Origin of the sequence: Sphingobacterium sp. UBA3549 (assembly GCF_002376635.1) — a bacterium.
In the GTDB taxonomy this organism is placed as follows: Bacteria; Bacteroidota; Bacteroidia; order Sphingobacteriales; family Sphingobacteriaceae; genus Sphingobacterium.
The window spans coordinates 18,211-39,875 of sequence record NZ_DFOE01000001.1; the positions used below are offsets into that span (position 1 = coordinate 18,211).

At 40.4% G+C, this 21,665-nt stretch carries 16 protein-coding genes; 12 read left to right on the plus strand and 4 right to left on the minus strand.

Annotation, left to right across the window (positions count from 1 at the left end; all coding sequences use genetic code 11):
* Positions 1-109: 109 nt before the first annotated feature.
* Complete coding sequence (locus tag B2W36_RS00105) at positions 110-3,151, minus strand: VIT domain-containing protein (RefSeq protein ID WP_293886089.1); 3,042 nt, start codon at positions 3,149-3,151, stop codon at positions 110-112.
* A gap of 126 nt (positions 3,152-3,277) precedes the next feature.
* Here B2W36_RS00105 and B2W36_RS00110 point away from each other — a divergent pair, with 126 nt between their 5' ends.
* Together B2W36_RS00110 and B2W36_RS00115 are read left to right on the plus strand one after the other, a co-directional pair.
* Positions 3,278-3,412 (plus strand): hypothetical protein, encoded by a 135-nt coding sequence (locus B2W36_RS00110; RefSeq protein ID WP_293886090.1) that lies wholly within the window; start codon positions 3,278-3,280, stop codon positions 3,410-3,412.
* Between the two features lie 92 nt (positions 3,413-3,504).
* The gene (locus B2W36_RS00115; protein WP_293886091.1) at positions 3,505-3,768 is read left to right on the plus strand and encodes a hypothetical protein; all 264 of its coding nucleotides are present in this window, start codon (positions 3,505-3,507) and stop codon (positions 3,766-3,768) included.
* Between the two features lie 151 nt (positions 3,769-3,919).
* Here B2W36_RS00115 and B2W36_RS00120 read toward each other — a convergent pair whose 3' ends face one another.
* Complete coding sequence (locus B2W36_RS00120; protein ID WP_293879575.1) at positions 3,920-5,380, minus strand: glutamate synthase subunit beta; 1,461 nt, start codon at positions 5,378-5,380, stop codon at positions 3,920-3,922.
* A 17-nt stretch (positions 5,381-5,397) separates the two neighbouring features.
* Entirely contained in the window at positions 5,398-9,912 is a 4,515-nt protein-coding gene (gene gltB, locus B2W36_RS00125) for a glutamate synthase large subunit (protein ID WP_293886092.1), read from the minus strand.
* A 306-nt stretch (positions 9,913-10,218) separates the two neighbouring features.
* Between gltB and B2W36_RS00130 the strand changes: the two genes are divergently transcribed.
* The 4 genes from B2W36_RS00130 (at position 10,219) to rdgB (ending at position 14,181) form a co-directional block, all read left to right on the plus strand.
* On the plus strand, positions 10,219-11,316 hold the full coding sequence (locus B2W36_RS00130; RefSeq protein WP_293886093.1) for a mandelate racemase/muconate lactonizing enzyme family protein: 1,098 nt from the start codon (positions 10,219-10,221) through the stop codon (positions 11,314-11,316).
* A 247-nt stretch (positions 11,317-11,563) separates the two neighbouring features.
* Positions 11,564-12,544: a deoxyhypusine synthase family protein gene (locus B2W36_RS00135; protein ID WP_209578622.1), complete on the plus strand. Its 981-nt coding sequence runs from the start codon at positions 11,564-11,566 to the stop codon at positions 12,542-12,544.
* A gap of 90 nt (positions 12,545-12,634) precedes the next feature.
* Positions 12,635-13,297, plus strand: coding sequence for a hypothetical protein (locus B2W36_RS00140; RefSeq protein ID WP_293886094.1), 663 nt, complete (start codon positions 12,635-12,637; stop codon positions 13,295-13,297).
* 308 nt (positions 13,298-13,605) lie between these two features.
* The gene (rdgB, locus tag B2W36_RS00145; RefSeq protein WP_293879579.1) at positions 13,606-14,181 is read left to right on the plus strand and encodes an RdgB/HAM1 family non-canonical purine NTP pyrophosphatase; all 576 of its coding nucleotides are present in this window, start codon (positions 13,606-13,608) and stop codon (positions 14,179-14,181) included.
* Between the two features lie 164 nt (positions 14,182-14,345).
* Here the strand turns inward: rdgB and B2W36_RS00150 are convergent, their stop codons facing one another.
* Positions 14,346-16,925, minus strand: coding sequence for an OstA-like protein (locus B2W36_RS00150; protein ID WP_293886095.1), 2,580 nt, complete (start codon positions 16,923-16,925; stop codon positions 14,346-14,348).
* Positions 16,926-16,979: 54 nt separating this feature from the next.
* On the opposite strand from B2W36_RS00150, the gene tilS reads away from it, so the two are divergent.
* From tilS to B2W36_RS00180, 6 genes are all read left to right on the plus strand, one after another.
* Positions 16,980-18,311, plus strand: coding sequence for a tRNA lysidine(34) synthetase TilS (gene tilS, locus B2W36_RS00155; protein WP_293886096.1), 1,332 nt, complete (start codon positions 16,980-16,982; stop codon positions 18,309-18,311).
* A gap of 186 nt (positions 18,312-18,497) precedes the next feature.
* Entirely contained in the window at positions 18,498-18,992 is a 495-nt protein-coding gene (locus tag B2W36_RS00160; RefSeq protein ID WP_209578619.1) for a hypothetical protein, read from the plus strand.
* 89 nt (positions 18,993-19,081) lie between these two features.
* Complete coding sequence (locus B2W36_RS00165; protein ID WP_209578618.1) at positions 19,082-19,402, plus strand: DUF4834 family protein; 321 nt, start codon at positions 19,082-19,084, stop codon at positions 19,400-19,402.
* A 33-nt stretch (positions 19,403-19,435) separates the two neighbouring features.
* On the plus strand, positions 19,436-20,539 hold the full coding sequence (gene recF / locus B2W36_RS00170; protein ID WP_293879582.1) for a DNA replication/repair protein RecF: 1,104 nt from the start codon (positions 19,436-19,438) through the stop codon (positions 20,537-20,539).
* On the plus strand, positions 20,532-20,858 hold the full coding sequence (locus tag B2W36_RS00175; RefSeq protein ID WP_293879583.1) for a DUF721 domain-containing protein: 327 nt from the start codon (positions 20,532-20,534) through the stop codon (positions 20,856-20,858). Before recF ends, B2W36_RS00175 begins: the two co-directional genes overlap by 8 nt.
* A gap of 11 nt (positions 20,859-20,869) precedes the next feature.
* A complete protein-coding gene (locus B2W36_RS00180) occupies positions 20,870-21,433 on the plus strand; it encodes a Crp/Fnr family transcriptional regulator (RefSeq protein ID WP_293879584.1) in 564 nt (187 codons plus the stop codon).
* The last annotated feature ends 232 nt before the right edge of the window (positions 21,434-21,665 follow it).

Consider the following 21,665-nt stretch of genomic DNA (forward strand, 5'->3'; position numbering starts at 1 on the left):
CAGCACCCGATTCATGTGACTTTAGACGTCTCCCATTACTGCATCGTTTCATAGATTCAATTTTCAACGGATTCATTTGACTTTTTGATCACCTTTTGTCTCTGTTTATCTATTGAAATGAAAATTCACCAATCCCTACATTGCGCTCTTTATTGCGGTCAAGATAGATCGTGACGATTTTTCGTTCCTGCTTTCCACTGCTGTAATAGGTGTAGATTTCGGCCATAACTGCGGCAGGACCAGCTAAAGTGAGTGAATTGTCATTATAGAAATCTACCTCAATTTTGTACGTTCCATGAAGTGCTTTTTTCAATAAAAATTGTTCTGGTCCATATCCTCCGGTGAAGTCGTTGCTGAGTCGGCCTCCGATTGCTGTGGCAGGATTACTATAGAAACATTTTTCTCCATTTGGATCCGTTACCCAGAGATCGATATCTGTGTTTTGTGAATTCCAGTTAATAACAACGCGGATATCCACAGGCAGGTCAGCAATCAATTTTTTGTTCACCGCAACTTTGGAGCTTGCAGCTTTGTTTGCTTTAATGAGATTATTGATTTCCATGAGCAATGTTTCTTCGATGCCCTCATCGCGATCGGCAGCTTCTGGGGAGTAGCTCTGGGTCAAAATCCCATATAATTGTTCTAGTGCCTCCTTGAACATCCCTTTGTCTTGTAAAACGAGGGCATAATCGCGGTGACTTTGAGGATCCATTGGCCGCCATTTCAACACTTTGGCTGTAATGAATAGTGCTTTATCGTAATCTCCCCATTCGCGTAGTTTGTATGAAATGGTTTTATAGAGATCGGCATTTTCGATCTGCAAGTCAGCCAGTGCGCTTAGGATTAGTGCGGCTTTTTGTTTATTTCCTCTTTTATAGAAGAAATTTGCGACATCAAAATAGAAAGTTGGTGTTCCCATGTATTGGTTCCGAAGTTGGAGGTAGCTTTTGTAGGGATCTTTGGATTGATCGAGTTCTTTAAGATAGGCCTGATCTTCTTTAATGTCGGGTATGCTGATTTTTCCACGGATGTTGTTGATGCTGTTACCCGCTGTTACGCCCGCTACAGGTTCTTCCAAAGATTGAACAACAACGGATTCCTGAAGAACGTCGTCGGATGCGGTCGCCGTTGCTAATTCGCTTGTTGCTGCCTTGGCGGTATTTGAATTGCTAACGACTGAGATTCTTTTTTCGCTGGTAGCATCTGATGATCTCAATTGTTCGGCTCGTGCTGTCGCGACAGGAATGGCTGAAGCACGTGACGGAATAGGTTTAACAGGAACAACTCCGGTGGCGATCTCTTCGACAGCCATATAGTCTGTGGGCTCAATTTGCGTGTCCCGTTGTGGATATTTCTTTTTTGCCCGGAATTCTGTATTCCACCAGGAGCGAAGTTGTTCTGCACTATTTTCGGCCTTATCTAAGAGATTTGCTACACGCTCTTCCCGTTCGATAGCATGTTCTTTTTTGAGTGCATTAAATTGCGGAAGTAATTCTGCTGGAGGTGTTATTGCATAACGGAAGTAATCTTCTACGGTTTCTAGTACAATTAGGCTGGTATTTCGCGTCACGATTCCGAACTGTTTACCCAGGGTTTCTATTTCCTCACGATTATTGTCGTATTGAAAGTCCAATGCTTCGATTTTCTTTTGTGCCCAGATCTGCTGCAGGTCAATTTCACCATGATCTTGATGCAGCGCTATGCTTACTTCTTTTGGGGTATGTTGTCCATCTCCTACAATTACTGTAAGCTGCTTCAGTCCCGGACGTTTCCCTATGCCTGCGATAGAAAAATTGGTTTGTATAGGGGTTCCTTTCTTAGGGTAAACTTCATCGAAATCATTGTGCTCCTTTATTCCCAAGTAAAGAAGATCGATCGTATTTAGATTGTGGTAGGCTTGATTTATGGAAACATTGGTCAAATTGATCATCTTTCCGGTATGTTTCTGAGCAATCTCTTTTAGGATACCGTAGTCAGATCCACTGGACGAAGTAATGCAATAAACGGGATTTTCAAGGGTAATTTCACTTTGGCCAAATGTGGAAAGTCCGTCGGTAAACAGCAGGTAATTGCTGGCTTTTATCACTCCAGGTTTTATTTGACTATAATCTGTGCCGCCATCGTAGTCCATTTGTTTGATATAACTTTTAAGTTCATCCCAATTACCTTGTCTAACTTGAAACGTCGGTCCTTTTACAAATTGGATGTCCAATAAACCCATTTCAACCTGCATGTTAGGATTATCTTTAAAAAAGAGATCTAATAGGGCAAGTTCCTTTTCTATAGCTCTATTTTTAGTACTCAGTGAACGGTCCCAGATAATTCCGATGGTGTCGCCCCATTTTTTCTGAGTAGGTTTCACGGAATTGATGCTTGCATTGGCAAGAAAATAAAAAGTCTTATCATGATTTGTTTGAAATAAGCCCGATGACTCTTTGCTGTCTGTTGGCAGTAGAATGACCAGATTCCGCTGGGATTGAAAATGTTGTTTACTTAAAGAAGCTGTGTAATTGTTGTTGTGTTGGGAGAATGCTAGAGAACCATCTGGTTTTTCTGTGAAATCTGGTTTATGGCTGTTTTGAAAAACATGAATATCCAAGGCAAAGTTATGAATGGCTGCGGTGTAAGTTAACGGCAAATAGTAATAACGCGCCCGATCGGATTCCGTAGTTAGATTTTCGGAATAACTGATCTGAATAGTCCGTTTACCATTCGCTGGCAAAGGATAAATGCGGGTACGGAAGTTATTACCTTCAACTTTCTCCAATAGTCCGGGGTCGACACGACGTGATTCTATACTTTCAAAAACTTCGGTGCCTTTATTTTTATCGACTGCAACTGCTTGGCGTAATTTGCCATTGATATCTAAGGCATAGCCGCTCACCGAGACGCCTTCCGGCATAGGGAATGTCAGTTCGCCCTCGAGATCGCGATTGGTTTTATTTTCAAACACCATTGTCATCGTCGTTTTGGCGATATTTCCGAAGATGGCAACCTCTACTTTTAGGTCTGCCAACACTACGTTGTCTTGCCGACCATCGTCGTTTTTAATTTTTAAACTGGGTATCTCTCGCGTAGTTCTGATCTGAGATTTTGTATCTACATTGGAAAATACCAAAACTATGAAAAGGGCAATTATGATCTTTTTCATCTTTCTATTTTTAGTAGGTGAGGGCAGAGAATGTACCGTTGATTCGCTGCACAATTAGCTATTTATTTTTGTAGTGATGCATGAAAAAGTAAAATTCCATAACTGGGTGTATTTAATTGATGCGATATGATGGAGCGTACCGATTTGCAGGCTTTAAGACGAATCGCTGCCGTGAGCAATTCAACATTTATTGTCTTGGAACGCGACGGGGAATATGTGACAGAAGCATCTCGTTCTACTGTATTTAAGAAAAATTTATAAAACAGATCTTTCTGGCGCAACGGATATCTCGGATACGAATAATACTGCAACTGGGAAATTATTTGATGGTAAAACTGCCGAGGAACTCAAAGATGCGGCTACATTGGCAAAATATACTATTAAACCAGTCCAAAAGACCATGGTTGCCGATTTTAATGACTGACATCCAGGAATTGTATCCGCATGATCAAACAGCGGGCTTGGCTGTCATTAATCCATACTTGATCGCGGTATGTAATGATGATGATTTTGGGGTAACCGGAAAAGGTTTCTATGAATCGAAAATATTGCCTTACATAAAGACCGTTGACAAAAACAGTATTTATTTTATTAAACTTAAGGACTCTTTGAAATAGGTGCTAAATATTGATGATAAAAAGGTCCGTTGAGCATTCAATGGACCTTTTTATCATTTTATACTGCGCAAGCTTTTGTTCTTATTACTAAAGATTAAACAGTGGCTTGGCATATCACTGGTATGGGGGCTCTATTGCGCGTGCCCAACTTTTATGCATTTATTGTTGCCAAGAAATCTTTGCTTTCAAGTTCGGAATATCCCATCAGGTATTCGTCTACTTTTCTGGCACACTCGCGTCCTTCAGAGATCGCCCAAACAACCAAGGATTGTCCCTTACGACAGTCTCCGGCAGTGAAAATATTGTCAATGGTGGTTTGGTAGTCTTTGTCATTCGCCAAGATATTTCCTTTTTGATCGACACGGACGCCTAGTTGTTCTAGCAGTGTATGCTCGGTATGTTGATATCCAATGGCCAATAATACGAGATCGGCTGGTATTTCACGGATTTCAGATTCGCCTAAACGGGTTCTTCGTCCGAATTCATCTACTTCGTATTGAACCTCTTTGATTTTTACAGCTTTGATATGGCCATTTTCATCTTGAACGAATTCTTGGGTTTCTGTAGCCCAAAGTCTTTCACAGCCTTCTTCTTGAGATGAGGATGTGCCAAATGTAAGCTTATCCATGGGCCAGGGGTTGCTTTTTAGCCGTTCTTTGGATGGCGTTGGTTTACGGGCAATCTGTGTGATACTTTTTGCACGGTGACGGTTGGATGTACCGATACAGTCTGATCCAGTATCACCGTCGCCAATGACCACAACATGTTTGTCTGTTGCCAGGATACGGTCCTGGTCGATCGTAATTCCGCTTACTTCTTTATTCTGTTGGGTCAAAAAGTCCATGGCAAAATGGATACCTTTGGCATCATGTCCCGGTAATTGCATATGCCAGGGTACAGTTGATCCTGTTGCCAATACAATAGCGTCGTAAGCTTTTAATTCGTAAACACTTATATCTTTGCCCACTTCAGTATTCACCTTGAATTCGATTCCAGATTCTTTCATGAGGTTGATACGACGATCAATCACTGATTTTTCTAGTTTAAAATCGGGAATACCATAGCGTAGTAATCCTCCAACTTGGTCATCGCGTTCGAATACAACAACATCATGACCTGCTTTATTGAGCTGTGCAGCTGCAGCCAGTCCTGCTGGGCCGGAACCGACGACAGCGATGCGCTTGCCTGTTTTTAAATAGCTTTTGTAAGCTTTGACATAGCCCTTTTTGAAAGCAATTTCGATGATGTGTTTTTCGATCTCTTCAATAGTGATCGGAGTACTATGAATACCCAGTACACAAGCCGACTCACAGGGTGCCGGACATATTCTGCCTGTAAATTCTGGGAAGTTATTGGTGGAAGATAAAATCTGATAGGCCTCTTCCCATTTTCCATCGTATACAGCATCATTAAATTCAGGGATAACATTGCCCAATGGACAGCCCGAATGGCAGAATGGAATACCGCAGTCCATACAGCGCGCGGCCTGCTTATTAAGTTCATTCTCAGAATAACCTTTGTTAAATTCCTTGAAGTGCTGTACGCGTGCTTCGACAGCTTCTTTTGTTGGAAGCACGCGCTCAAATTCTTTAAAACCTGTAATTTTTCCCATGATTTGTGCTTCCTATATTATGCTTCAACTAATTTTTGACGAATGACATTTTTGTATTCTCTTGGGAATACCTTAATGAATTTATTTTTTTCTCTTGACCAGTTTTGTAAAATAAAATCTGCTCTGCGACTATTGGTAAGCAAGATATGACGTTTTAACAAAGCAATAATTGCGGTTTCGTCTTCACTTTCCAATGGATCTAAGTCAACCATTTCTTGATTACAATTATCGCGGAAATCTTCGTTAATGTCGTAGATCCATGCGATACCGCCACTCATTCCGGCAGCGAAATTACGGCCTGTTGCACCCAAAATCAGCGCTCGGCCTCCGGTCATGTATTCACAACCGTGGTCTCCAACTCCTTCAACCACGGCGGTAGCTCCTGAGTTACGTACGGCGAAACGTTCACCTGCCTGCCCATTGACGAATAGATGACCCGAGGTTGCACCAAATAGTGCTACGTTGCCAATAATGATATTATCTTCTGGTACAAGCGCACTTTCTGCTACTGGATAGATTGCTAACTGAGCTCCTGATAATCCTTTTCCAACATAATCGTTGGCTTCACCTTGTAACTCAAAGGAAAGGCCTTTGGTAGAAAATGCGCCGAAGCTCTGTCCCGCAGAACCTTCAAATTTGAAGTTGATGGTGTTGTCAGGTAGGCCTTCGGAACCGTAGAGTTTGGAGATTTCGTTGGACAGCATTGTTCCTATGGTACGGTCTGTATTTTTTACTTTAAAGGTGCCAAATACAGGCGTTTTGGTATCTAGCGCTAATTTAGACTGTTTCAATAAGCCCCAATCTAAAATCATGGCCATACCGTGATCTTGCTCTTCGGTATTGTATAGTGATTGTCCAGGTTCGTTGCGCTCTACGTGCAATATATCGGTAAAGTCAATTTTCTTGGCTTTCCAATGATCTATATTCTCACGTTTTTTTAGGAACTGAGCTCGTCCAACCATTTCGTTGATGGTGCGGAATCCGAGATAAGCCATTGTTTCGCGCACTTCTTCTGCCAAGAAAGTGAATAAATTGACAATATCTTCTGGTTTTCCAGAGAACAGTTTCCGTAATTCGGGGTCTTGGGTTGCTACCCCCACGGGACAGGTGTTCAAGTGGCATTTGCGCATCATGATACAGCCGCCGGCCACTAGGGCAGCAGTGGACACACCCCACTCTTCGGCTCCTAATAGTGTTGCAATGATGATGTCACGACCTGTTTTTACCTGACCATCAGCTTGAAGCACTACGCGGCTGCGCAATTTGTTTTTCACCAGTGTCTGATGGGCTTCTGCAAGCCCCAATTCCCAAGGTAGTCCCGCGTGTTTGATTGAGCTGATTGGGGATGCACCTGTTCCGCCGTCAAAACCTGCAATGAGGATGACATCGGCGTGCGCTTTCGCAACTCCGGCAGCAATCGTGCCGACGCCTGCTTTAGATACTAATTTTACGTTGATTCTCGCTTGGCGGTTGGCATTCTTTAAGTCAAAGATGAGCTGTGCTAAATCTTCGATAGAGTAAATGTCATGATGCGGCGGAGGGGAGATTAGTCCTACACCGGGTGTTGAATGCCGGGTTTTTGCGATCCAGGCATCAACTTTAGGTCCTGGTAATTGTCCCCCTTCACCTGGTTTGGCTCCTTGCGCCATCTTAATCTGTAACTCATCCGCTTGCGTCAGGTAATTGGACGTGACACCAAAACGTGCCGAAGCGACTTGTTTGATTGCTGAACGCATGGAGTCTCCATTTGGAAGGGGTTTATAACGCAATTCATCCTCTCCACCTTCACCGGTATTGGATTTTGCTCCGATACGGTTCATGGCTATGGCGAGTGTACTGTGTGCTTCGTGCGAGATTGAACCAAAAGACATGGCACCTGTAGCGAAACGTTTAAGGATCTCACTGGCAGGTTCTACTTGTTCTAGTGGAATGGAATTGCGATGTTTTGCAAAGTCCAGTAATCCACGAAGGGTAAACATATGTTCTTTTTGCTCGTTGATTTTCTGCGCGTATTTTTTATAGGTCGCGTAGTCTCCAGTGCGACAGGCCTGTTGTAAGAGGTGGATTGTGTCTGGATTCCAAAGGTGTCCTTCACCTCGGCGTTTCCATTGGTAAATACCACCTTCTGGCAATAGATTTTGTGGGGTACGGCTTTTTTCGAATCCGCGCCAGTGTTTTGAGAGTGCTTCTTTAGCAAGATCATCTAAGGTCATGCCACCAATGCGTGAAACAGCTCCACAAAAGAATTTATCGACGACAGATTTGTCGATACCGAGCACTTCGAAGATCTGCGCTCCGTGATAGGATTGTAATGTTGAGATTCCCATTTTAGAGAAAATTTTCAACAATCCATTGTTGACGGCTTTCACGTAGTTTTTGGATAATTCTGGCCATGTCAGTTCGGTATCCAATGTATTTTGTTCTTTCATGGTACGGATACTGGCTAATGCCATATAGGGATTGATAGCTGTAGCACCGAATGCCAATAAGCAAGCGAAGTGATGCACTTCCCAAGCATCGCCCGCTTCAACCACTAACCCTACTGCACCGCGATTTCCGGTTTTGATCAAATGGTGGTGCACCGCCGATACAGCGAGTAAGGAAGGGATCGCAGCGTGTTTGGAGTCGATTGCGCGATCCGAAAGGATTAAGACTTCAAAACCATCACGCACAGCATCATCAGCATAGCGACACAGGCGCTCTAGACCTGCTTCTAACGCCCCAGGCTTGCCATCTGAGCGGAAGTAGGATTGAATGGTTTTTGCTTGGAATAACCCTGTATCGATGGAACGCAATTTTTCCAGTTCTTTGGAGGTTAAGATCGGATGTGGTAAAGTTACACAGTGACAGAATTTTTTGTCTTCGATCAGAATATTGCCGGCGTTACCGATGAATGTTGCTAAACTCATGACCAAGCGTTCACGAATCGGATCGATTGGTGGGTTGGTTACTTGGGCAAAAAATTGCTTAAAATAACTTGAAATATGCTGTGGTTGGTCGGAGAGTATCGCTAATGGGACATCTGAACCCATTGATCCGGTGGGTTCGTACCCTGTTAAAGCCATTGGGGTCAGGATCGTTTCTAGATCTTCCCGGGAGAAACCAAATGTCTTCTGATATTTGAATACGGAATCTTTGGAAAGGTAGGTGTAGGTAACTCGAGGTTCTTCGAGTTCTTCTAATTTGATTTTATAATTGTCTAACCATTCGCTGTAGGGTTGTTGATTGATCAATTGATCTTTTACTTCTTTATCGGTAAGGATACGGCCCTGTTCCATGTCGACAAGAAAAATCTTACCTGCTTGTTGCCTTCCTTTTTTGATGATGGTAGATTCGTCGATTGGAAGTGCCCCAGCTTCAGAAGCAACCACAACGCGGTCGTCAGAAGTGACGGCATAGCGCAACGGACGGAGGCCGTTACGGTCTAACGTAGCGCCAATGTGTTTACCATCGGTAAAACAAAGCGCTGCAGGACCATCCCAAGGTTCCATTAATGTGGCGTGATATTCGTAGAAAGCGCGTTTTAACGGATCCATTTGTGTGTTGCCATCCCAAGCTTCAGGAACTAACATTAACATGACATGGGTTAAACTACGGCCGCTATGTAAAAGCAATTCGGCAACATTATCGAGACATGCAGAGTCTGACTGACCACGGTCTACAACAGGGAGCAGGATTTCCATTTCCTCTTCTGTAAAGTAAGGCGATGATAATGCACGCATGCCTGCATAAAACCAATTGAGGTTACCTGTCAAGGTGTTGATCTCGCCATTGTGTGCCAACATACGGAAAGGCTGTGCGAGTGACCATGAAGGGAATGTATTGGTTGAAAAACGAGAGTGAACTAATCCGAAAGCAGATACTACACGAGGATCGCGTAAATCGAGATAATAGGTTCCGACTTGGTATGTTGTTAATTGACCTTTGTAAATAATTGTTTTGCAAGAAAGGGATGCAAAGTAAAGTGGGAGAGGGTATTCTTGTTGTTGTTTAACTTTTTGGATGATCAGGCGACGTAGTACAAAAAGCTTGCGTTCAAATTCTTCAGTGTTTGAAACGCCGTCCGGTCTGCTGACAAAAAATTGGACAATCTCGGGTTCCGCACTGAGCGCTGTTGGTCCAATACCTTCACGATTGACAGGTACTGGACGGTAACCAAGGAATTTCATACCCCTTTCTACTGCCGCTTCTTCAATTAAATCCCGACATATTTTGTTCATGTCTTCTTCTTTAGGAAGAAACACCATACCTGTGCCATAATAACCTGGTTCCTCCAATTGTATACCCAAGCTGATACATTCTTCCCATAAAAATTCATGGGGAAGTTGGATCATGATACCTGCTCCGTCACCACTTTCTGGATCACAACCGCAAGCACCCCGGTGCTCCATATTTTCCAGCATGGTCAATGCATCTTTTACTTGTGCGTGTGATTTATTCCCTTTGATATGGGCAACAAAGCCTACCCCACAGGCGTCATGCTCAAAATTAGGGTCGTAAAGGCCCTCCGTTTTCGGTCTTTGTTCGATCATCTTTCCTTTTCAAATAATTATAATTGCTAATATAGGAATAAAAAACTTAAATATTATAAAAATTATAATGAAAATGTGTTTAATTTAATTTTATTACTTCTTTTAGTGTATTTTATTGCTGATATTGTATTTAATGATTGCGACTGTTGATAGCTGTTTACGCGTACCTGAAATATGCATCATTTGGCAATATTTTTATATTGTATATGGGAAATGCATCTCAAGATTGCGATAATATATATAAATTAGGCAAAGTATTGCATATCCTTTATACGGTATCGCTATGGCTTAACTAAAGAGAATAAGATGAAAATAACTGAAATTGAAATTTATCGATTAAGTATACCAATGGAACCTTTTGTGATTGCGACTGGTACGATGGATTATGCTCAAAATACGTTTATACGTATTCATACTGACGCCAACTTCTATGGTGTGGGTGAATGTTCAGCGTTTCCGATGATCGTAGGAGAAACACAAGATACCTGTTTAGTGCTGGCAAGAGATTTTGCAAAGATCTGGAAGGGGCGCGATCCTTTGGCTATAGAAGAACGATTGGCTGAATTGGACTTATATATTGCGGGCAACAAAACGATTAAATCAGCTTTTGATACGGCCTTGCATGATTTAGCGGCCAAACATGCTGGCCTGCCGCTTTATCAGTTTCTAAAGGGAACGAAGCGGGAGATTACGACAGATATCACCTTAGGGATTGCTTCTCCGGAAGAAATGGCACTGAAAGCAAAGCGTTTACAGGACGAAGGTGCGGTCATGTTGAAAGTTAAACTGGGGAAGGATCCGAAAATAGACATTGCGCGTATTCGAGAAATACGTAAGGCTGTTGGATTCGAGATGCCTATTCGCGTTGATGCAAATCAAGGTTGGTCTTATGCGGGTGCAATGGAAGCATTGCGGGGATTAGAGCCTTTTAAGATACAATTTTGTGAACAGCCTATGCGTACATGGAACGATGAGTATTTGCCTCAGTTGCGCGCAGAAACAATTGTTCCTGTGATGGCGGATGAATCGGTTTATTCTCACCATGACGCGGAGCGCCTCTGTAAAGCCGGTGCTTGCGATTATATCAATATTAAATTTTCAAAATCAGGTGGTATTCAAGAAGCATTAAAAATTAATCATATTGCTGCTGAATACGGCATTACTTGTATGATCGGAGGGATGCTGGAATCTCGCTTGGCTCTGGCTGCTAAAGTACATTTTGCTTATGCTGCACCGAATGTCAAGTTTTTTGATCTCGACACTTGTATGGTTGGTCATTTGGAAGATCCTGTTATCGGTGGTATTCAATATGACGGATACAAAATACATGTCTCAGACCAAATTGGAATCGGGGCAGATATAGACCAAGCGTTTCTAGATCAATGCGACAAATGGATCATTTAAATTGGAGAAAAAATTATGAATAGTATGAATTGGGGAATAGGGATGCAAGAGATTATTGTTCTGATTATTATCGTTATCTTTTTGGTAGCGGCCTATTTGTTTTTCTCTAAGTTGTTGAAAAAGTAGGTTTAGTTGGCGTTTTAAAAAAAATGTGGTCTATACTCGTTTTGAATCTCGATTGGAACGAAAATAGATTATATTCAGTACCTTTGCGGTACTTATTATTTTATAAAAGTTAGAAAATATCATGAGTACTCAAAAAGGACCTATTTCTCAATTTATTGAGCATAATTACCGTCACTTTAACGCTGCAGCATTAGTAGATGCTGCGAAAGGTTACGAGGAACATCTGTTGGATGGTGGAAAAATGTTGATCTCTTTAGGAGGTGCAATGTCTACCGCTGAATTGGGTGTTTCTTTAGCAGAAATGATCCGTCAAGATAAAGTACACTTTATTTCTTGTACTGGTGCTAATTTGGAAGAGGATGTGATGAACCTTGTGGCGCATTCGCATTACAAAAGAATCCCTAATTATAGAGATTTGACAGCTGAACAAGAAAGAGAGCTATTGGATAATCACTATAATCGTGTGACAGACACTTGTATTCCTGAAGAGGAAGCTTTCCGTCGTTTGCAGAAGCATCTTGAAGATGTTTGGCATGATGCTGAAGCAAAAGGCGAGCGTTACTTGCCACATGAATTTCTTTATCAAGTCGTGAACTCAGGTGTATTGGAACAGTATTATGAGATTGATCCAAAGGATTCTTGGATTGTTGCTGCCGCTGAGAAAAATTTGCCGATTGTATGTCCGGGATGGGAAGATTCAACGACAGGTAATATCTTTGCATCCAATGTGATCAAAGGTAAATTGAAAGCCAGTACAGTGAAGTCAGGTATCGAGTATATGATTTATTTAACAGAATGGTACCGCAATAACTCTGCGGGTAAAGGTGTTGGATTTTTCCAAATTGCTGGTGGTATTTCTGGTGACTTCCCAATCTGTGTAGTTCCGATGATGTATCAAGATCTGGAATGGGAAGAAGTTCCTTTTTGGGCTTATTTCTGTCAGATTTCTGACTCAACAACGTCTTACGGTTCTTACTCAGGCGCTGTTCCGAACGAGAAAATTACTTGGGGTAAATTGGATATCGACACGCCTAAATTTATCGTTGAATCTGATGCGACGATCGTAGCGCCATTAATCTTTTCCTATATCTTAGGTCATTAATCTTTTCGATATACAGAAAGGAGCGATTTATCGCTCCTTTTTCTTTTCCCTTTTCTTGTTTATCTTTACTTTCTTATATATCTTTTCTTGATGAGCAATCTTACAACAGATAATCCGGTAGCGCTTCAGGTGTTAATGGATGAAACAATCTTTGCAAATGGTTTTGATTTTCAAAAGGATGTGTCTATTCATCCTATTCCTGAGGGGAATAGTACTCCTATATTATCTGCTGAGCTCAACTCTTCAGCGGCGAGGGACACCTCGTATCTGGCAGTAGGATTAGATGCCGAGGAAGCAGTTAAGGGTATGGGGTCTGATAGTGGGCGGCAGGATGTGGTTAACGATCTTGAAGTGTTGGGGGGTGAGTTTATCTATCAGGGAAGTAAAGAACAAGGTATACTCTTTATTTTACGTTATGAGCATTATCCTTACTTCTCGCCAGCAGCCCTCGATGCCTTTGAGAAGACAATTGGTGCCTTGAAACTGACCAAAGAGACCGTTGCGGTACTCAATTTGGCCAATTCACATAATCCGAATGATTTTAAGCGCATTATGCAGTTTTTTCAGCCCACTAAGATTATATTGTTGGGTGTGGAGCCGGCATCCTTAAAATTGCCTTTTATTGCCCATAATTCTTATATGAAGGGTCGTATTGCTACAGTTTTCAATACATTCAGCTTTGAGGAGATGTTTGCCGATGTGAATAAAAAGAAACTATTCTGGAACGAATTTAAGACCTTTATTGGCTCTTAACTTTTCTTAAATACCTCATGCTGATACTGGGGTATACTAGATTTAGTGGGATTGGTAAAAATCTTTTTTGGATTTTAATATTGGATAGAATACCATCTTTTTTAGGATAGACCTGATGTAGACTAATCCATTTACACCATTTTTTCATTGTATCAATCGGATATGTGTATTTTATGGCTAAAAAGCGTATAAACTGCCTATTCCTTATCAATAGATTGGGTGGAGTGGTCTTTTCTTAAATATAGGTGTGGGAATGTTAATGTGGATAAGATTGCATATTTTTGATGGGATATCAAAATAAATAGAAAATGCTAGAACTTGTGTTTGCCACCAATAATACCCATAAATTGGAAGAAGTCCAAGCAATTGTGGGAAATGCTTTTGTCATTAAGAGTTTAAACGATATTGACTGTCAGGATGATATTCCAGAAACAGGCGTAACATTTCAGGAAAATGCACAACAGAAAACAGATTATTTAGTGAATAAATATGGTCTTTACTGCTTTGGTGATGATTCTGGATTGGAGATAGATGCATTAAACGGTGAACCGGGAGTTTATTCAGCCCGCTATTCTGGGTCAAGGGATATGGAAAAGAACATCGATCTTGTCTTGGAGAAATTGGGTAATAACCCTAACCGCTCGGCGAGATTCAAAACGGTTATTTCCTTATATTTGAATGAGCAGCAGCACTTTTTTGAGGGAAGTATTGAAGGTAAAATTAGTGCGGACCGTAGAGGTGTTGATGGTTTTGGTTATGATCCTATCTTTATCCCTAATGGCTATGACAAAACTTTTGCGGAGATGACTGCCGAGGAGAAAAACAGCATAAGCCATCGTGCGATTGCTGTGGGTAAACTTGCTGCTTATTTAAAAACGAAGTAAGTTATAATAACGATCTCGTTTGAATTAATTATAAATAGAAATTTTTATTGATTTAATTTAATGAATGAGCGCATCTAAGAGGAGCAGCAGATAGTCTTGAATCAAAAAAGCAGCGCAAAACAATTTGTTTTGCGCTGCTTTTTTGTGCGACCTGGTAGTGGCGGTTATTTAGCTTTTACCTTTGTCTGTGTACTATCTTGCGCCGGTGTCATCGCCGGTTTATTAGTTGTTGAGCCGGACTTTGCAGTTGCTTTGTCGGCTGCAGTTTTTACATTTGGTTGCGCTCCGTTCGTTTTGTCTGTCGTTTCAACCGGTTTGACTGTTGACTTTGCAGTGTTCGTTTTATTATTTTCGGATGTAGGATTTAAATCTTTCCCTTTCTCGCCACTCTCGTTCGAATCTGCTTTTTTTGCAGTATCCTTTTGATTGGTAGTAGTTTTATCCCCTTTTTTTATAGACTTCATTGTCCCTGATTCCTCACCTTCCGGTGCAGTAGGAACCGTAAATGAAGCTTTTGAAAGATCTCTTTTTCGATTTAATAAATCGTCTTTTGACTTAGGCCGGTCTTCAGGTCGCCAAGTGAAATTCGGAAGGAATTCCTTATCGGCAGTGACTTCAGCAATAGGATAGACCTTGCCGTCTACTTTACGGATGGACACATATTCCTTCAACTTATTGTCTTCCATCAAGATCTTGAAACGACTGCTGCGGTCATGGACAAGCTCTGTGGTTACATTGGTCTTCTCATCAATATTGTAGAATATGTTTTCCGCATTACCATCAACGAAAAGGCGTTCCATGCGGTTATTGGTGAAAAAACTTGTGATTTTTCGGCCTTTTATCTGATTAAATTTGAGAGAGTCACTCGTTGCATTAACCATAAAAGCATTCCCTACGAGTAGTGAATTGTCTAATTTCTGATTCTTTACTTGTAGGAAGATGGTATCTCCTGAGATTTGTGAGTTTTCGGCCCACATCATTGGTTTCCCCATAAGTCTGAACATAGAATCTTGCATACCATAATACATGGAATCGGCTACAGCCTGCAAATCAGATTTAAACAGTCGCGCATTATAGTAGGCTTTGATAATCCTCGTTTTTGCTGTGTCCTGCGCAAGGGAATCGCTTTTTCCTTCTTGTGCATTTTTTAGTGCAGCTCCCATGAGTTTATCGGATTCTCCACCCTTTGGGATAATCGCTTTTTTGCGTAATACACTATCAGCCTTTAGGTTTTTTTCAATTTCTATTTTGTTCTGATCACCAACGATAATTGGTGCTTTTTTCGGAACAACCGGCTTTTTATTCGTCAGCTTATCGCGTACTTTGTTTGTGTTTTTTTCTACTACGGGTTTCCTGTTGTCTTTTTTATGCAGACTATCGAGGTCTTTTTGAAGACTATCTGCAACGGTTTGTAAAGCATCGATAGAGTCAATCTGTGCTGATGTTGAATCTGTTTCGCCATAATCGACCTCATTATCGTCTTCAATAGCTCCACCTTCACGATCCAATTTGAAATCTTTAGCTACATAGTCTTTGCGGAATATCATTTGCGAGAACAGTGTATCGGCCGTCATAAAAACTGAATCTACTTGTGCGTTAGACTGTAACTGTTCTTTTTTGCCGCTGTTTGTGTTTTTACCCGAACGATCCTTTTCTTCGACAATTCCTTCTGATGCGGTCTTATTTGATTTGAGGTTATCTTTCTGTCGATCTTTCTCAATTTCCTTTAACTCTTTAGTTTCTTTTTTGAGCTCTTGCCCTGGTTTTTGTGGAGCAGGAGACAAAGAAGATACAGAATCTTTTTGTGTTGAATCTTTTTTGACAATCGAAATGATCAACGGCTTATCTGTCATGGTGATGGATTCGTTCCTCCCATTGTATAAGCCAAATCCGCCGTAGGCGTAAAATTTGTCTAATGTGTCAACAAAGACCACGTTTTTTACGGCTTTACCTATTCCCACCTGCCTATCGTAGAATAGACTATCTCCCTTGAGAAACTTTGTTCCTTCGGTGTAGAGATTATTTTTAGAAAAATAGGCTTGGCCTGTTGCCATGTGATATCGGCCTTTTTCAGTATATAAGTTTTCCCCCTTATTCCCTTTGATATTAGTAGGGCCATAGAATTCGGTAATACGTGTATTGCCATTGTATTTCATGGAGTCCGTGTAGACTTTTACATTGGTTGATCGAACCACAACTTTTTGGTTGAAATAGGACTCGCCTGTATTTTCGAAGTAAGTAGCCCGCTGGCTGGTAATCGTATCACTTCCTGAAAGAATACGCCCACCACTGTAATAATTACCGATTTTACTCCGCATATTATAGACAAGGTGGTCGGTCGTCAGTATGGAGCCATTGGTACTGACCATGCGCACTGCTCCCGTAAGTGTAGCAAGTTGCATGGCAGCTTCATAGTGTAATTTATTGGAAAATATTTGGGTACCGTCGGGTTGAGTGATGATAACATTCCCAAAGGCTTCAAAAAATTGTCGGCCAATGTTGTCTTTATGCAAATAGCCACTATCTGAGGATAGCGTTGAGCCTACATGTTCATAGACTGGACGGTAAAACAGGATATTGCCATCTTTTCCAGTAATAATATGGGATGATGAAAGAAGCTTTAGCTCATCCTGTTTCTGTGCTTGTACCGACAAGCCAGTTAAAATAAATACAATAAGTGTATAAATGTATTGTTTCACATGGGCAAAAATATGGATTTTAATTGCTACTTTACTGGATTTCACAAATTTTAAGACTTGAATTTATCTTTGACATAAAATATACCTTAACTTTGTTCTATGAATGTGCTGGAAAGACTAAAGGGCTATATTGAAAAGGAGCATTTATTAATGCCCCATCATAAGGTATTGCTTACAGTGAGTGGAGGAAAGGATTCAATGCTCATGGCACATCTATTTGTAAAAGCGGGTTATACCCTTGCTATTGCACATTGTAATTTTAAATTGAGGGGGACGGATTCTGATGAAGACGAAGCATTGGTTAGAAAGTTCGCAATGGAAAATAATGTTCCGATATTTGTGCGGCATTTTGATACAAAAGCCTATGCGAAGGAGCGACAGATTTCGATTCAAATGGCTGCCCGTGAACTTCGTTACGCCTGGTTTGAGAAATTGCGACATGAAATGGGGTTCGATCGAATTGCAGTGGCTCATCATCTGAATGATCATATCGAAACGGTACTATTAAACCTCTGTCGCGGAACTGGTCTTCAGGGACTTCAAGGTATTCTCCCTCTCCGGGAGCGCATCATTCGACCCTTACTTTTTCTAAAGGCCAGCGACATTGAACATTTTGTTAATATGTACGGTATTGCCTATCGGGATGATCAATCCAATTTTTCAACAAAATATGCCCGAAATAAAATACGGATTGATATCATTCCGCATTTTCAAAAGCTTCAGCCAGATTTCGAAATGGTCTTCGAGCAGAATATTAATCATTTTAAAGAGTCTTATCAGCTGCTGCAGCAATTTGTAGAGCCTATTCGGAGAAAGCTCTTTTATCCTACTGGCGAAGGGTGGGAGGTTCGGAAAGAAGATTTAGAACCTTATCTTGATAATCTTCCACTGCTCTATGAGCTATTTTCGCCCTTTAATTTCTCAAAGGCGATATTAAGTGATCTCCAACAGGCGTGGGTAAGAGAGTCGGGGCGTATTTTTCAATCTGATTGCTACGATATGCTCTTGGACAGAAATGAACTTTTTATTCGAGAGAAGGAATTTATTTCTGCTGATGAGGTTTTGATTACCTCTGAAACTTCGACCGTGGAGTGGAAGCAGTATTGTTTTCATGCTGAGGTTTCTACAGATGTAACTATTATCAACGCGACAGAGGTTGCGAAACTGGATTATGACCTATTGGTCTTTCCTCTCACGATTCGATCGTGGAAAGTTGGCGATAGCTTTTATCCTTTAGGTATGGAAGGGCGTAAGAAGCTGAGCGATTTTTTTATCAATAAAAAGATCAGTTTATTTGAAAAAGAAAATATTCCGATAGTGGTGAATGGAAACGGAGATATTCTTTGGGTAGCAAATTATCGGATAGACAATTGTTATAAAATTACCTCCAATACAAAAAAAGTCCTTACTTTAGTTTGCAGAACGGATTAGCGAAAAATGCTGACGCTGATTATGACAAAAAACTCTGTTTTTGGAGAGAGTACAATGTGTTTCTATGATCTAATACAGTATCGTGTGGATGGTGAATCCATAGAAGCAAAGCGATGCTATTGATAAGTTTAAATATACGAAAACAATGGTATTGAGTCTCCCAATTGACAGCTAAATCTTAAATAAATGAAAGAAGGTGTACTCTATTCGGAAAATCAATATTTAGGTCGTGACCGTGTTTGGATAAGCGTGCGTTTGGTGCTTGTACTTTTTTGCTTTACTGCATTTTATCTAAATTTGGATCATTTGATTTCCAGTCAATTGTTTTTTATTGTCGGGGTAGGTATTATCATCACATCTATCGTAATGATGTATATGGTGTTATTCCGTACGGAGGTCTTTCAAGATCATATTCTTATTAGCGGGCTTTGGTCTACCCGAGTGGTCAAAATAGATCTTGCTTCTATCACAAAGATAGAAAAGGCACCATATAGCACTTTCTTTTTCAATAATCCAGTTTACAATCTTCATACAAAAGGTCGAATTAAATTTTTTGCTGGTGGCAAAAATGCTGTTTTTCTGACAGATAAAAATGGCCTTACTTATGTTTTGGGCACGCAGCGTCAAGAAGAACTTTACCGGATTATTATGGAAACGAAAGAGAAATTAGGAAAGTCTTAAAATGTGTTAATAAATTCTTATCTGACATTTTAAAGACATCAATTTTCCGAGTTATTGGTTAAATTTGATAAAATAACAACGAATTAACTATGGCATTTTTAAAATTTATACTTATTGCATTCGCTGTTTACTTTGTAGTAAGATTCTTATTTAAATTATTTTTACCTTTTGCGATGCGCAAAGCAGCTGAAAAGTTAATGAAAAAAGCGCAGCAACAGGGGGGAGCATATAATAGCCAAGGGCAAGGCGGAACCTTTTATTATGAATTTAACGGCCAACGACAAGAGCAAGCTAAAAGATCGCAGCCAGAAGGTAAGGTGCATGTAGATTACATCCCGCCAAAAGAAGGTGTCGAACGTAAGGGGACGGAAACAGCTGGTGAGTTTGTCGATTTTGAGGAAATTAAATAATTTTTAGCAATCCAAATAGCGTATCTTTGTGCCATGTGGCTCAAGCAACTTTCTGTTCTAAATTTCAAAAATTATTCGGAATCATCTTTGGAATTTCTTCCTGAGGTAAATGCATTTACAGGTGATAATGGGGTTGGAAAAACTAATCTTTTAGATGCGATTCATTATTTATCCCTTTGTAAAAGTTATTTTAATCCGATCGATTCACAGCACATCAAATCGGGCAACGACTGGTTTATGGTACAGGGAGAATTTGATAAGGAATCATCCAGTGATTTTATATCTTGTAGCTTAAAAAAAAATCAAAAAAAGCAGTTTAAAAAAAACAAGAAAGATTATCCTAGATTGGCTGATCATATCGGTTTGTTTCCTTTGGTCATGATTTCGCCAAACGATAGCATCATCGTCACAGACGGAAGCGAGGAACGAAGGAAGTTTGTGGATAATGTTATCTCACAAACTGATAATAAATATTTGGATACGTTAATTGTCTATAATAAGCTCCTGGCGCAGCGAAATAGCCTTCTCAAACAAGCGCGTCAAACGAGTGTACTTGATCTTGGACTAATTGAAATTCTCAATTTTCAACTTGAGGAAGTAGGAAATATTATTTTCCAAAAGAGAAGTTGTTTCATGGAAGAATTTCAGCCCGAATTTGACCGACATTATCAGTTTCTCACTGACGACGCGGAGTCGGTACAATTACACTATGAATCACCTTTAATGACTGATTCTTTTTTACATATCTTAGAAAAGAACTTGGAGCGTGACCGTGTGTTAGAGCGTACCACCCAGGGCATACATAAGGATGATCTGATATTTACAATTCACGGTGGAATGCCTTTGAAAAAATTTGGTTCTCAAGGGCAACAGAAATCTTTTCTAATTGCGCTAAAACTTGCTCAATATTCTTATTTGCAACATAAAAAGGGTTTTAAACCTCTGCTTCTTTTGGATGATATTTTCGATAAACTAGATGATCGTAGAACACACAAATTGATGCAAATGGTTTCTGAAGATGATTTTGGACAGATTTTCCTAACCGATACAGATTCAAAAAGAATTGAGCGAATATTTGAGGAAATCAACCGTCCTGTTCGTATATTTGATATTGTAGGAGGACAAGTCAATGTATAAGAAGCAAGCTAAGAAAAGCCTGGAATTTATTCGGTCAAGCGATGATATAACGATAAAGGAGGGAGTTGAACGTCTTCTTGAGGCTTATAAACTGCGCAGGAAATTTGACGAAACATCGATAGCTTCCGTTTGGCCTCAATTGATCGGTAAAGCTATCGCTAATCGCACACAGCAGCTATATGTTCGTGATAAAAAACTGTTCGTACGTGTAGAGTCCGCTGTTATTAAGAATGAATTGGCGCTTATGCGAAGACAAATTCTAGGAAGGGTAAATGAATATGTAGGTCACGTGATTATTGAAGAAGTCGTGATTTTATAAAACCTCCCTTCATGTTAGATCAACTCTTTCAAGATTTTTTTCCTATTTCTGAGGCTAGTGCCTTAAAACTTTTCTCAAACTTCGAGCGTATTGAATTAAAACGAGGCGAATATCTTATCAAGGCAGGGGATTATTCTTCCAATCTGTTTGTGATAGAATCCGGATTGATCCGTCAGTATGCTTGGTCAAAAAAAGGAGAGTTTACACAATGGATAGGTACAAGAAATCATTTTGTGACAGATCTTGCTTCTTTCATCTTTGACAGGGCTTCCATATGGAATTTCCAATGTATTAGCGATTGTACGGTATACCGTTTGTCAAAGTCCGATTACCAGCGAATGGAATCCGAAATTGTGGAATGGAATAAATTTGAGAAGGCTTTTTTAGCAAAATGCTTTTGTACCATGGAGCAGCGAATCTCGGATTTTATTTGTCTAACAGCGGAAGAAAGATATGTCCAATACTTTGAACAGCATAAATCATTATTCAATCAAGTTCCTCTTCAATATATCGCCTCCGTGTTGGGTATGAGCCCAGAAACCTTGAGTCGTATTCGAACGAAAATAAGTTCTTGATAAAAGTCAAGAGCGAACTGCCTGTCTTTTTCTAGTTTTGTCCTGTAGCTGTTTACGAACAGCTTGCTTAATGAAACACGTAAGCAAAATTTTGTGTATTTATACGGCTCATAATAAGCTTGGAATAGTTTGTTTGCAGCTGTAATAATTGATATTAAGACGAAACTCGAATAGCATCACATACGCTTTATCGTTATTTGAAGACAGGTGAAGAAGCTTGAGCTATTTTGTC